Annotated in this window: 8 protein-coding genes and 3 pseudogenes; 7 read left to right on the top strand and 4 right to left on the bottom strand. The window is 67.1% G+C overall.

Annotated features, from left to right (window positions below; translation table 11 throughout):
- Complete coding sequence (locus HRU76_13870) at positions 1-2,253, bottom strand: cation-translocating P-type ATPase (GenBank protein QOJ18603.1); 2,253 nt, start codon at positions 2,251-2,253, stop codon at positions 1-3.
- A gap of 131 nt (positions 2,254-2,384) precedes the next feature.
- On the opposite strand from HRU76_13870, the gene HRU76_13865 reads away from it, so the two are divergent.
- The 4 genes and pseudogenes from HRU76_13865 (at position 2,385) to HRU76_13850 (ending at position 6,651) form a co-directional block, all read left to right on the top strand.
- A complete protein-coding gene (locus HRU76_13865) occupies positions 2,385-2,753 on the top strand; it encodes a hypothetical protein (protein QOJ18602.1) in 369 nt (122 codons plus the stop codon).
- A gap of 103 nt (positions 2,754-2,856) precedes the next feature.
- Positions 2,857-3,789, top strand: a pseudogene (locus HRU76_13860) (preprotein translocase subunit SecA).
- 960 nt (positions 3,790-4,749) lie between these two features.
- Positions 4,750-5,502, top strand: a pseudogene (locus HRU76_13855) (hypothetical protein).
- Positions 5,503-5,847: 345 nt separating this feature from the next.
- Positions 5,848-6,651: pseudogene (locus HRU76_13850) on the top strand (hypothetical protein).
- Between the two features lie 393 nt (positions 6,652-7,044).
- Here the strand turns inward: HRU76_13850 and HRU76_13845 are convergent.
- Positions 7,045-8,205: a hypothetical protein gene (locus HRU76_13845; protein QOJ18601.1), complete on the bottom strand. Its 1,161-nt coding sequence runs from the start codon at positions 8,203-8,205 to the stop codon at positions 7,045-7,047.
- 106 nt (positions 8,206-8,311) lie between these two features.
- Positions 8,312-8,959, bottom strand: coding sequence for a DUF4442 domain-containing protein (locus HRU76_13840; protein ID QOJ18600.1), 648 nt, complete (start codon positions 8,957-8,959; stop codon positions 8,312-8,314).
- A 211-nt stretch (positions 8,960-9,170) separates the two neighbouring features.
- On the opposite strand from HRU76_13840, the gene HRU76_13835 reads away from it, so the two are divergent.
- Genes HRU76_13835 through ggt form a run of 3 tightly spaced genes read left to right on the top strand, consistent with a single transcriptional unit; the run spans position 9,171 to position 12,760 of the window.
- Positions 9,171-9,953: a sugar phosphate isomerase/epimerase gene (locus HRU76_13835; protein ID QOJ18599.1), complete on the top strand. Its 783-nt coding sequence runs from the start codon at positions 9,171-9,173 to the stop codon at positions 9,951-9,953.
- Complete coding sequence (locus HRU76_13830; protein ID QOJ18598.1) at positions 9,950-10,981, top strand: Gfo/Idh/MocA family oxidoreductase; 1,032 nt, start codon at positions 9,950-9,952, stop codon at positions 10,979-10,981. The genes HRU76_13835 and HRU76_13830 overlap by 4 nt, the downstream gene beginning before the upstream one ends.
- Positions 10,982-11,005: 24 nt before the next feature.
- Positions 11,006-12,760 carry a gamma-glutamyltransferase gene (gene ggt, locus HRU76_13825; protein ID QOJ18597.1) on the top strand — a complete coding sequence of 585 codons (1,755 nt, stop codon included), beginning with the start codon at positions 11,006-11,008 and terminating at the stop codon, positions 12,758-12,760.
- 40 nt (positions 12,761-12,800) lie between these two features.
- Here the strand turns inward: ggt and HRU76_13820 are convergent, their stop codons facing one another.
- Positions 12,801-13,202 carry a hypothetical protein gene (locus tag HRU76_13820; protein QOJ18596.1) on the bottom strand — a complete coding sequence of 134 codons (402 nt, stop codon included), beginning with the start codon at positions 13,200-13,202 and terminating at the stop codon, positions 12,801-12,803.
- Positions 13,203-13,214 lie beyond the last annotated feature (12 nt).

The raw sequence follows: 13,214 nt of genomic DNA, 5'->3' as shown, positions 1-13,214 counted from the left end.
TCATCGTCGTCCCAGCATCCAGCGAAGTCGAAGCGCGTTGCCGACCACCGTCAGATCGCTCAGCCCCATGGCCGCCGCGGCGATCAACGGGCCGATCGGTCCCAGCAGCCCGAATGCCGCCGCGGGAATGGCCGCCGCATTGTAGAAGAACGCGAAGAACAGGTTCTGTCGGATGGTCCGCAGCGTGGCCCGCGCGATGTCGATGGTTTCCGGCACCGCCGTGACGCGGTCGCCGGGAATCACCACGTCCGCCGACTCGATGGCGATGTTGGTGCCCGAGGCCATGGCGATTCCCACGTGCGCTTCAGCCAGAGCGGCGGCGTCGTTGATGCCGTCGCCCACCATGAGCACCGTCTCGCCCGGCCTGCCCGCGTGCTCGCGCACCGTGGCGGCCTTGCGGTTCGGATCGGCTTTGGCCACGACGGCGGTGGGGGGGAGGCCCAGTTCCGCCGCCACGATGCCCGCCGGACCGGAGGAGTCGCCGGTGAGCATCAGGATCGAACGCCCCTGACTCCGCAGGCGTCGGATCGCCTCGCGTGCATCCGGACGCGGCTCGTCGCGCAGGGTCATGCGGCCCATCACAACGCCGTCCACCTCGACGCGGCATGTGGCGTCATCGTCGCGCACCACGCGGACCCATCGACCGCTCGCGCGCCCCTCGACGCCCTCTCCCGCAATGGCCCGGAAGTCGACCACCGGCGGAATGGCGAGACCTCGGTTTCGCGCCGCCTCCACAATCGCCCGCGCAATGGGATGCTCGCTGGGCTGCTCCACCGCCGCGGCGAGGGCGAGGATGTCATTTTCCGAGTGCTGGGCGTGGGATGGCGGCTCCGGGACGATTCCGTCACTGGCACGCTTTCGCTCGGCGCCCGATGCCTGACGCCCAGCGTCTTCCACTTCGATCCCCACCACCACGGGCCGTCCCGCCGTGAGGGTACCCGTCTTGTCGAAGATCACGAGCGTGGCCTTGCCCGCCCGTTCGAGGGCCTGGGCGGACTTGATGAGAATACCCCGCCGACTCGCCGCGCCGGCGCCGACCATGACGGCCATCGGCGTCGCCAGCCCCAGGGCGCAAGGGCAGGAGATGATCAGCACGGTGACGGCCGAAATGACTCCCGTCGGCACGTCGCCGGCCAGCAGCCACCAGCCGAGCAGCGTGATGGCGGCGATGCCGATGACCGTGGGCACGAAAATCGAAGACACCGCGTCGGCCAGCTTCTGCACGTCCGCCTTGCTGGACTGCGCCCGCTGCACCAGTTCGGCGATGCGCGCGATGGTGGTGTGGCGACCATCCACCGTGGCCTCAATGATCAGCGCCCCGGTGGTGTTCATGGAGCCCGCCACCACGCTGTCGCCGACCTGTTTGGGAACTGGAAGCGACTCGCCGGTGACGACTGACTCGTCGATCTCCGACCGACCGTCAACGACGCGCCCATCGACGGGGATGCGTCCACCTGGCCGCACGCGCAGCCGGTCGCCGGGGACCACATCCGACGCCCGGATGCTGGCGCTGGCGCCGTCGGACATGAGTCGCTCGGCCTCGTCTGGCTGAAGCCGCAGGAGTTCGCGCACGGCTGAACCGGCCCTGGCGCTGGTGCGGGCTTCGAGCCAGTGGCCGAGCGAGACGAGACCAAGCAATCCAGCGGTCTCGGTGAAATACAGCACCGGCTCGGCGGCTTCGGCGCCGGCGCTGGAACGCCACGCGTGCCAGAGCAACTGAGCGAGCGAGTAGACGAACGCCGTCGTCGCGCCGAGCGCGATGAGCGTATCCATGTTGGTGGTGAGCCGCTTCGCCGCCGCCCACGCGGAGGTGTAGAACCCGCCACCGGCCGTCACCAGCACGACGGCGGAGCCGGCCGCCAGCAGCCAGGGCAGCCACCCGTGCCAGCCGTGAGGGGCGAACCAGTGAATCAGCTCCAGCGGGACGAAGAGCGCCAGCGCGACGAAGGCGCGCCGGCGCCATGCCCGCTCGCTGTGGGCGTGATGGTGCTCGATGTCGCTCAGTTGTTCGCCCGCCGTGCGATCCGACGCGATGGGGGCGGCGTCATATCCGGTTTCAGCGACGACGTGGGCAAGGTGGGCGGGGTCCAGATGACGCCCATGCACAATGGCCAGACCGTCCGAGAAGTTCACCGTGGCGGATTCGACCTGCGGCTGCTGCTCGATCGCCCGCCGGACCGTTGCCGCGCAACTGGTGCAGGACATGCCGGAAACCCGGAGCCGGACTTCGTCATGGGCGTGCGTGGCGGTCATGGTTGCCTCGTCTCTGGCCTGGCGCCTCGGTCCTTGATCCTTCGATGCCTTGCTCCCGTGCCGCCCTCCTGACGCCATCCCTGTAGATTCCAGTTGCCCCGCATGGGTTTCACGCCGATACTTCTGGGTCGATGCGCTCCCTCTTCCGCACAACCGATCGATCCCCGGCCAACGCCACGCTGGCGGTGGCCTTTGCGCTGGCGTTGACGGCGGTGTGCGTCACCCCCGAGGCCCGCGCCGGGTCGCTGATGCGAAATCCCGAGGCCCGCACGCGGCTGGTGGACGATCAGGCCGTGCGCATCGTGGCGGCCGCGGTCAACGCGGCGCGAGACCTTTTCGGGCTGGACCATGCGACCACCGTCTTCCTGGTCCCGGGACGCACGGGGGGATTGACGCCGACGGTCCATCAGACCGCCCCGGTCAACCGGAGCGAGACGCGCCCGTCCGGGCTGCCGACGCTTCTTCCGGCATTCATCGATCTTCCGCCTCCGACGTGCTGATCGCGGCCTTGGCCGCTGATCCGTCGCCGCCTGTCCGCGTTCGTCGCGGCGGGTGTCGGGTTTGCACGCTCCGTCGAGGTTCCCATTCGTCAAGAGGTGTCCGATGGCCGTTCCTTTCATCAGCCCCATTCTGCGCAAGTTCCTCGGTACACGGAACGAGCGCATGGTCAAGCGGTATCTGCGCATCGTCGATCAGGTCAGCGCCCGCGAGCCGGAGATCCGCCGCCTGTCCGATGCCGAACTGCGCGGCATGTCCGAGGTCTTTCGTTCGCGGATCGAGAAGGGCGAGAAGCCCTATGACCTGATTCCCGAGGTCTTCGCGGTGGCCCGCGAGGCCATGGACCGCGCCGTGGGCATCCGCAACATCTTTGACCCGGCGCAGAGTTTCGATCCATCAACGCTTCCGCCCGCGGCGCGCGCCGCCTATGACCGCGTGAAGGAGGAGATCAGTCGCACGCCGGATCGCGCTCCGGAAGGCGACCTGCTCGGCAACGTCGGGCCTGTGCCCGCGTGGAAGTTCGTGGACATTCCGGTGGAGGTGTATGACGCCGTCCGGGCGTTGCACCCCGATTCCAAGCCGCCCTTCCGGGCTCGTCCGTTCGACGTGCAGATCATCGGCGCGGTGGTGCTCTACGAGGGCAAGATCGCGGAGATGAAGACGGGCGAGGGCAAGACGATCGTCGCTCCGCTCGCCTGCTACCTGGCCGCGCTGCAGGGATGGCAGATTCACGTGGTGACGGTGAACGACTATCTGGTGCAGCGAGACCGCGACTGGACGGCGCCGTTCTTCCGCGCCCTGGGACTGACGGTGGGGGCCATCCACCCGCACCACATGCAGACGCCGATGGAGAAGAAGCAGGCCTACGACTGCAACGTCGTCTACGGCACGACCAGTGAGTTCGGCTTCGACTACCTGCGCGACAACATGAAGCTCAGCGTGGCCGAACAGGTGCAGAGGCGGCGTGATTTCGCCATCGTGGACGAGGTGGACTCGATCCTGATCGACGAGGCGCGCACGCCGCTCATCATCTCGGGCATGGCCCACGCCACGCAGCCGCGCTACGACCTGGCGGACCAGTTGGCGAGGCACCTGGTCGACAAGCAGCGCGACTGGGACGCCGCCAACGCCCAGGTGCTGTCGTGTCAGGCCGAGATCGCCGGGCTGGAGGGCGACATCCGCAATGCGCGCGACAAGTCCAAGATCCCCGCGCTGCGCGAGCAGCTTGACGCCGCCCGCAAGCGGCTGCCTCAGTTGGAGCAGGCCCGCGACCGCTTCACGCAGTACTACGAGGTGGAGCTGGACAAGAAGAAGGCCACGCTGACCCACGACGGTGTGGCCGAGGCCCAGCGCAAGGCGGGCATCGGCTCGTTCTACGTGGGGGACAACGTGGACCTGCCGCACCTGCTGGAGCAGGCGATCCGCGCCCACACCGTCTACCAGCGCGACCGCGACTACGTGGTCGCGCCGGACGAGCAGGGCGTCCCCAGCATCATCATCGTGGACCAGAACACCGGGCGCAAGATGATCGGACGACAGTGGTCCGACGGTCTGCACCAGGCGGTGGAAGCCAAGGAACGCGTCCGCATCAAGGAAGAGACGCAGACCATGGCGACCATCACGATTCAGAACTTCTTCAAGCTCTACAAGCGGCTGGCGGGCATGACCGGCACCGCCGACACCGAAGCCACCGAGTTTCACGAGATCTACAAACTGGACGTCATCTGCATCCCCACCAACGTGCCGGTGGAGCGCGTGGACCGCAACGATCTGGTCTTCCTGAGCGCCAAGGACAAATGGGAGGCGATCGTCGATGAGATCAAGGCCTTCCACGACGTGGGACGTCCCGTGCTCGTGGGCACCACCAGCGTCGAGAAGAGCGAAATGCTCAGCCAGATGCTGACGCGCAAGCACAACATCAGGCACGAGGTGCTCAACGCCAAGCAGCACGAGCGCGAGGCGGAGATCATCGCCCACGCCGGGGAGCTCGGCGCGGTGATGATCGCCACCAACATGGCGGGCCGCGGAACCGACATCAAGCTGGGCCGCTTCACCGTGGAGCAGCTGCTGGAGCACTGGAAGCGCCGCAACATCTGCCCGCGCGAGGCGACGCCCGACTGGCCGGAGGAGAAGATCGTCGCCGCGTGCTACCGGCACCTGGCCGGGCGTGAACTCAACCTCCGCAAGCCGGAAGTTGACGCGATGTCGGATGAGGACATCCGTCGCCGACTGCTGGAGCACTGGGCGATCAGGCACTACCGACTGCCGGAGAAGGACGCCCGCAAGTATTCCGAGCAGGATCTGCTCGAGGCGCTCGACGCCAGCGGCGGAGCGCTCGTGCATCGGCTGCGGCTCTTCCGCGACATCGAAGACATGGGCGGGCTGCACGTCATCGGAACCGAACGTCACGAAGCGCGGCGCATCGACAACCAGCTCCGCGGACGCAGCGGACGACAGGGCGACAACGGTTCATCCCGGTTCTTCCTGTCGCTTGAAGACGACCTGATGAAGATGTTCGCCGGCTCCACCACGCTCAAGGTGCTCAGCAAGATGGGCATGAAGGAGGGCGACGCGCTGGAGTCGCCCATGCTTTCCCGCGCCGTGGAGAAGGCCCAGCGCAAGGTGGAGGAGCGGAATTTCCTCTGGCGCAAGAACATCCTTGAGTACGACGAGATCATGAACGTGCAGCGGCAGTCGTTCTACGGGACGCGCCAGCGCATCCTCGAAGGTCGGGGCGTCAAGGAACTCATCTTCCAGCACATCGACGCCTCGATCGAGGACGCCGCCTCGACCTATCTGGCCAAGGACTACGCCGCCACGTGCATGGCGGAATGGGTGCGGGAGAACCTGGGCATCTTCATCGAAGGCGATCGGCTCATCGGAAAGGACCGCCAGGATCTTCAGCGCGCCGTGGCGATCAACGCCAAGGAGGAGACCGCCGCCACCATCGGCGTCACCATCCCCGAGTTCCTGCCCGGCGATGGCGACCCCGCCGAGTGGGACTGGAAGGGTCTGGTGGACTGGGCGAACGGTCGCTTCAAGACCTCGCTCAAGGTGTCGGACGTGCGCGACCGGTCGATCGACGAGATCCGCGCCATGCTGGAGGATGCGGGGGAGAAGCTCATCGACGCCACCGACCTGTCGCCGCTCGACCAGTTCCTCGCGCCGCACTACGGCGCGTCGCAGTTCGCCCAGTGGGCCAACAACAAGTTCGGCACCGATCTCAAGGCGGAGGACTTCGTCCGCGCCGAGGACATGAACGCCGCCATCCAGGCGGTCAAGCAGCGCGCCCGCGAGGCCTATCGCCGGCGCGAGATCACCTATCCGGTGGATTTCGCGCTGGACATGACCACCGCCACCATGCAGCGCGATCCGCAGGCGGCGTTCGACCAGCTGGCCAACTGGGCCAACGTGAAGTACGGGCTGAACTGGAACGCCCAGTCGGTGGCCTCGCGCAAGCCGCGGGAGGTGCGTGACGAGCTCGTCGCCGCCGCCGAGTCATGGACGGATGAGCGCATCCGCGGTCGGGCGCGGGAGGCGACCGCCGAGGGCTCGTCGCCCGAGCAGGTGGAAGCGTGGTTCCAGAAGCACTACGGCGTCCGGCTGAGCGACGACGAACGCGACGCCGTCAGGCACAACGCGCTTCAGGCCGCCGAGGAGAAGATCCGGGGCGTCCTGCGCGGCGAACTGACGCAGTTCGAGCGCTGGATCATGCTGCAGATCTACGACAACGCCTGGAAGGATCACCTGCACGCGATGGACCAGGTGCGCGACTCGATCGGCTTCCGCGCCTTCAGCCAGCGCGATCCGCGCATCGAGTACAAGCAGGAAGGGGCGCGTCTGTTCAACGAGATGCAGGCCGCCGTGCGCGAACGGGTCGTGGACCTGGTGTTCAAGGCCCGGCTGCAGCCGCAGGTGGCGCCGGCGCGGCCCGCGCCGGCCGGCGCGGGGGAGCCCGCGACCACGGAGAGCACGTCCGGCGGCCCGGCGGCGCCGGCTCAACGCCCCGCTCCCGCCATGCGCCCGGCCCAGCCCGCGCAGCAGGCCACCGCGGCCGCCGCGGCGCTGGCGGCCCGACATCGTGCCGATCAGGATGCCGCCGAGCGGGCCGGCGCCGCCACCGCCGCGCCCAGGCGGCAGCCCCGCACGGTCGGCGTCACGGTCGGGCGCAACGAACCCTGTCCGTGCGGCTCGGGCAAGAAGTACAAGCAGTGCTGCGGGAAGAAGTAGGCGTGGTCAGGCCGTGACCATGAGGGAACGGTGGATCACGAGTCATCCACCGACCCGCAGCGCTCAAGAGCCATTGGAACCCGCGCCCGTCGCTTCATCGACGGGCGCTTTCATTCCCCACGGCGCGACCCGTCGCCGCATCACCAGCCACGCCGCGGCAATCCCCGTCGGCACGAGCATCCACGCATACCGTTCGTGGATGAATCCGATTTCATAGATCGGCGCCAGCAGCATGACGACCATGACCAGAATGATCCACCCGCGCGGGCGAGGCGCGCCGGACGCGTCCGACGTCATGAACGCCATCACGTACGCCGGAAAGATCAGTCCGTAGAAGACGAAAAATCGGATGTAGAGGTCTTCGCCCGGGCGCAGGACGCCCGAGACGATCGACTTGAAGGCCGGAAGCAGCATGATCGCCAGCAGCGGGATCAGCAACACAACCGACCGCGCCGGCGCGCCGCCGGAAGCGGGAACAAGCCGGATTTCCCGCAGGTGCGCCCCCACCGTGAACACGCTCTGGGCCAGCAGGTGCGCCGCGCCCAGCCGCACCACAGCCAGATCCTCCGGCCCGCGCCAGATGAACAACGTTCCGGCCACCAGCACGGCGAAGGCGACCCCGAACACGAGGAAGGCGTGACGCGACGGACTGCGCTGCAGCGCCCGGTGGAACGTGAGGTCCAGCCGCGGGCAGCACCAGAACCCCGCCACCAGCACCGGCAGCATCATCAGCAGCGTTTCCGGCTGGTTCCACCCGGCGATCCGCTCCAGCGCGCGGGTCTCTCCGCCGCATCCCGCAATGAGCCACATGGACGCGGTGTAGGTCACCACGGCCAGCACCAGCCAGGCGCGATCGCCCAGCCAGGAGAGTCCGGAGGCGACGACGTAGACGCCGATCGCCGCCAGCAGTGGAAGCGTCCGATTGGCGTCCAGTCGAACGATGTCGGTGAACAGGTAGGTGATGAAGAACAGGTGGAATGCGATCGCCACGACGGAGAAACCCACCATCGCGGGGGCGTGGTCGCGGATCATCCGCTCGCTTCGCGCCGGGGTGCGCACGATGTATCCGAACGCCGCACATCCCACAACATTGGCGATCAGAAAGACCGCAAAACCCGGCCAGGCCCATCGCTCCATGAGCAGGATGGGCAGGTACATGCCGATGCACCACGTCCAGCTGCACGCACAGAACAGGCCCCAGAGTACGGTGTGCAGGGCTTTCATGTCGCGGGAGCGGGGGAGCGGGTGGAGAAGGGCATCGACGATTCCGGCAGGGATCGCGCCGGGGCGAAGCGCGGTTCGGTCATCACCGCGGACGCTTCATGCGCGATCACTTCGACTTGGTCTTGGAACGGGTGGAGCGCCGCTCGTCGCGGGCACGATGCTGCGCCTTGGGCGTGCAGTGGAAGGTGATGTCGCACCGGCCGACGCGGATTTCCTTGCCCCGCTTCCTGAGCTGCTGGCGGATCTCCATCTCGAGCCGGATGTTGAACTCGCCGCCGGCAGCGACCTTTTCCTTGAGATCCTCGCTGGAAACGACCGTGTACACCGCCGGCCCCATGCACGGGCGCAGGAACTTGTACTGCATCTCCTTGCAGACCACGATGTAGTCGCTGCCGATCTCGGCGAAGAGATACATGCCCGCCGCCACCTCGGAGTTGCCCAGCAGGGCGGCTCCGGCCATGGCGTTGTACCAGTTGCGGTTGAATCGCTTGAAGGGCAGCACCGCCCGGAAGCGCTTGGAGTCGAGCCGCTTCATCCGGATGCCCGAGGAGAAGGCGTAGGGCAGCCAGATCATCGAGCACATCTTGTGCCAGAAGTTGTTCTTGGTGCTCAGACGACTGATGTACGCCTCAAGCCGCTGCCCGAGCGTGCGCTTCTTCTCGGTTCCCGCCCAGGCGCGCGGACCACTCACCACAAGCTGTCGCTCGCCATTGATCGGATCGGTCAGTGCGGTTTCGATGCGCGTCGTTGACACGTCCCACCTTGAGCGCCGGGGCTTCAGGGAAAGGTCGGCGATCCTACACGGCTTGGGAGCCCGCTTCCACCGGTTGCAGGAACCTCCCAAATCCGTTCCAATCCGTCCATGATATCGGTCAAACACCACCCGGGGTGCGTCGATGCGACGTGATTCCCGACAAACCGTCGGCGTCTGCAGCTGGAGTCTTCGTCCGAAGCATCCCGCGGCGTTGCGAGACGCGCTGAACCGACTCCGCCTGGACGCCTGTCAACTGGCGCTGACCCCCATCGTGGATGACCCGGCAAACTGGGCAAGCGCCATCGAGCTGCTGCGCGACGCGGGCGTTCGCGTCGTTTCAGGCATGCTGTCGATGCTGGGAGAGGATTACTCCACGCTCGACTCGATCCGCGAGACAGGAGGCGTGGCCAGCGACGCCCTCTGGCCGACCAATCTCGACCGCGCCAGACGCGTCGCCGACCTGGCGGCGGGGGAGGGCATTCCACTCGTCACGTTTCACGCGGGATTCCTGCCTCATGAGGCGGCCGACCCGCGGCGCGGCGTGATGCTGGAGCGGCTTCGAGCGGTCGCCGCCGCCTTCGCCCAGGCCGGCGTGCAACTGGGGTTGGAAACCGGTCAGGAGACGGCGGACACGCTGCTTGACGTGCTGGCTGAACTGGACGCCCCCAACGTGCATGTCAACTTTGATCCCGCCAACATGATCCTCTACGGCATGGGTGACCCCGTCACCTCGCTGCGGGCCTTGGCCGACCACGTGGTGCAGGTTCATGTCAAGGATGCGCGTCCAACGACGAAGCCCGGCACCTGGGGCGCCGAGACGCCGGTGGGGGAGGGCGCCGTGGTCTGGCCGGCGTTTCTCGGCATCGTGCGCGATCTGCCTCGACCTGTCGACCTGATCATCGAGCGGGAGGCGGGGGAGCATCGTGAGCACGACATTGCCGTCGCCCGCGATCACGTCCGACGACTGCTGGCGGCGCCGGGAGCCATCGCATGATCGGCGTGGGAATCATCGGCTTCGGACTCATGGGTCGGACGCACGCCCAGGCGTACGCAATTGACCTTCGCGCCCAGCTCCGCGCCATCGCCGACCTGAACCCCACGCGCTTCCAGCGAAAGGATGTGCAGGGCAACATCGCCGGCCTGGGCGCGGGCGAGATCGACCCCGCCACGGTGCGCCTGCACGACAGCGTCGCCGCCCTGCTCGACGACCCGGCGGTGCAGGCGGTTTCGATCTGCACGCCCACGGCGACGCACGTCGATCTGACCATCGCGGCGCTTCGCTCAGGCAAGCACGTCATGGTGGAGAAGCCGCTGGGGCTTTCGTCTGCGGCGTCGCGGCTCGCGGTGGACGAGGCCTCGCGCCATCCCGGTCTGGTCGCCATGCCCGCGATGTGCATGCGCTTCTGGCCCGGCTGGTCGTGGCTGCGCGAGATCATCCGCGAAGAGCCGTACGGTCCCGTGCAGGCGGCGTCGTTTCTTCGCATGGGGGCGAGGCCGGGCTGGTCGTCGTTCTACACCGACCCGGCCCAGTCGGGCGGCGCGATGCTCGACCTGCACATCCACGACGCGGATTTCGTACGATCCTGCTTCGGGAACCCGCGGACGGTTGAGTCCCGCCCCGGCGATGAAGATCCCACCGGCACGGACCACGTGGTCACGCGCTACCGCTTCGACGCCATGCCGCATGTCGAGATCACCGCGGAAGGGGGGTGGCGTCGTGACGCCGAGGCCCCGTTCGTGATGCGATTTCACGTCCGTTTCGAGCAGGCCGAGGCGGTGTTCGATCTTTCCCAGACGCCAGTTCTGCGGCTGAGGCGCGGCGGCGACGACGAGCCCGTCGAGCTGCCACCCGGCGATGGCTACCGATACGAGGTGCGGGCGTTCCTTGACGCCATCGAGCAGGGGACTCCCGTGCCGCAGGTGTCCATGCATGACGGCGCGGAGGCCGTGCGTCTGATTGAATGCGAGCGCGAGTCGATTCGCACGGGACGACCCGTCAACTTCGCACCAGCGTCGCGGTAGGCGGAAGCAGCGGAGGAACACGTCATGCGACGAATCGTTCAGTTGAATCGTCTGATCGCCGCGGCGACGCTGGGAGTGGCGACGGCGCTGACCGGGTGTCACGCCCCGGCCGCCGTCGGCGTGGGCGGCATCGAGACGCCCAATCACATGTTCACGCGATTCGCCGTCGCCGCGGATCACCCGGTGGCCTCCCAGGCCGGAGCAGAGATGCTGCGTCGGGGGGGCAATGCCGTGGATGCCGCCGTTGCGACCAGTTTCTGCCTGTCAGTGGTTCGACCCTATTCCTGCGGCATTGGCGGCGGGGGGTTCATGCTCATCCACCGGCCCGCAGGGAACGACCAGCCAGCCCTTACCACCGCCATCAACTACCGTGAGACCTGCCCCGCCGGCATCGGCCCCGCGTTTTACGAAACACAGAACGACCCCGCCGCCAGCCGCTTCGGAGGAGCGGCCAGTGGCGTGCCGGGCACCGTGGCCGGTCTGCTTCATGCCTTGGAGAAGTATGGTCGGCTCGACCGGGCCACGGTGCTCGCTCCGGCGATCCGAGCCGCCGAGGAGGGCTTCGCCGCGGACGCCGATCACGTGTCCGCGGCGCGCGCCCTGGCCGACACCATGGCGCGTTATCCGCGAGCCGCCCGGATGGCGCAGGAGATCTGGAGCGACCTGTGCCTCGGCGGGCGCGTCCGCGTGGGCGACGTGATCCGCAACCCCGCCCAGGCGAGGGCGCTGCGTTTGATCGTTGAGCAGGGCGCGGATGCCTTCTACCGGGGCGAGATCGCCGACGCCATCGTGCAGGCCTCGCAGAATACGGGCGGCGTCCTGACAAAGGATGACCTGACTGGATACCGCGTGCGCGAAGTTCAGCCCCTGCGGGGCCGATTCCGCGACATGGACGTTCTCGTCATGCCTCCGCCGAGCAGCGGCGGCGTCGCCATGCTGCAGATGTTCACGATGCTCGAGGCGCGATGGAGCGACGTGCGGATGCTCTCGCCAGTCAGCGCGGGGTCGATTCACTTTTACGCCGAACTGATGAAGCACGCCTTCGCCGACCGGGCGCGATACCTCGCCGACCCCGCGTTCGTGCCGGTTCCCATCGAACAGTTGCTCGACCGGGGGTCGCTGGAGCGCCTCGCGTGGGGAATCTCCCGCACCTGGACCATGCAGCCGGAGGCCTACGGCACCACCCTGGGGCCGCCCGACGATGGCGGCACCAGCCACCTGAGCGTCATCGATGCCGAGGGAATGGCGGTGGCATGCACCGAGACCATCAACCTGTCTTATGGGTCACTTGTGACGGTGCCGGGGTTCGGCTTCGCACTGAACAACGAAATGGACGACTTCACGACCGTGAGCGGCGAGGCCAATGCCTTCGGGCTGCGGCAATCCGACGCTAACCGCCCGGTCCCCGGCAAGCGACCTCTCAGCAGCATGTCACCAACCATCGTGCTGCGAGGCGACAGACCCGTGGCCGTCGCCGGCGCTTCCGGGGGGCCTCGCATCATCACCAGCACGTTTCAATGCCTGCTGCACGCACTCATTCACGACCGAACGGCCGGGGAAGCCGTGGGTCATCCGAGGTTTCACCATCAGTGGATGCCGCACCGTCTGCTCTTGGAGGACCGCTGGAGCGATTCGCGGCTGGCGACATCGCTCGAACGGTTCGGTCACGTGGTCAGTGTGACAAAGGATGTCGGCGTGGTGCAGATGGTCGTGGTTCGTGGAGGCGTCATCCACGCCGCCAGCGATCCACGAAAAGGCGGTGTACCTGCTGGTGAGTAGATGCCGTCGTCGAGTTCATCAGGCCAAGGAGAATAAAGTCCTATAATATATGATCCGTTCCTGATTCTCGGAGTCGCGCGACCTCACCGGCGATGTCCTCCAACGGTGGCGGGTCCGCCAGCAGTGGAAAGTCTCCATACATCGACCGCGCGTTCCTGATGGCTCGGTCCGCCTTTGCGAAGTTGGCGATCCCGAACGCCTTGACTGGATCGATCATTCGCCTGGCCATGAGCGTGCGCAGGGCGCGATGGAACTCTTCCAAGACATCGGCGGGAACGGGGCTCTCGTCACTTTGCTCTGATGGGTCCTTCCCCTGCATGGCCCAATAGAAGCACTTGGCGAGGCGATCTAAGTGTGCCGCATCCCACGGCGACCCCATCGTTTCATTCGAGATACGGATTGTGTTGAGGAGCACGGCGGCTTGGAGGGAGAGGTGTTCCATCTTCAAAACCCT

The sequence above is a fragment of the Phycisphaeraceae bacterium genome, assembly GCA_015709595.1.
Taxonomy (GTDB): domain Bacteria; phylum Planctomycetota; class Phycisphaerae; order Phycisphaerales; family SM1A02; genus CAADGA01.
This window is presented reverse-complemented; position numbering and strand designations above follow the sequence as displayed.

What these genes read in the sequence shown, in the direction of transcription:
- HRU76_13870 (QOJ18603.1), bottom strand. Translation starts at nt 2,253, where the DNA reads ATGACCGCCACGCACGCCCATGACGAAGTCCGGCTCCGGGTTTCCGGC.
- HRU76_13865 (QOJ18602.1), top strand. Translation starts at nt 2,385, where the DNA reads ATGCGCTCCCTCTTCCGCACAACCGATCGATCCCCGGCCAACGCCACG.
- HRU76_13845 (QOJ18601.1), bottom strand. Translation starts at nt 8,205, where the DNA reads ATGAAAGCCCTGCACACCGTACTCTGGGGCCTGTTCTGTGCGTGCAGC.
- HRU76_13830 (QOJ18598.1), top strand. Translation starts at nt 9,950, where the DNA reads ATGATCGGCGTGGGAATCATCGGCTTCGGACTCATGGGTCGGACGCAC.
- ggt (QOJ18597.1), top strand. Translation starts at nt 11,006, where the DNA reads ATGCGACGAATCGTTCAGTTGAATCGTCTGATCGCCGCGGCGACGCTG.
- HRU76_13820 (QOJ18596.1), bottom strand. Translation starts at nt 13,202, where the DNA reads ATGGAACACCTCTCCCTCCAAGCCGCCGTGCTCCTCAACACAATCCGT.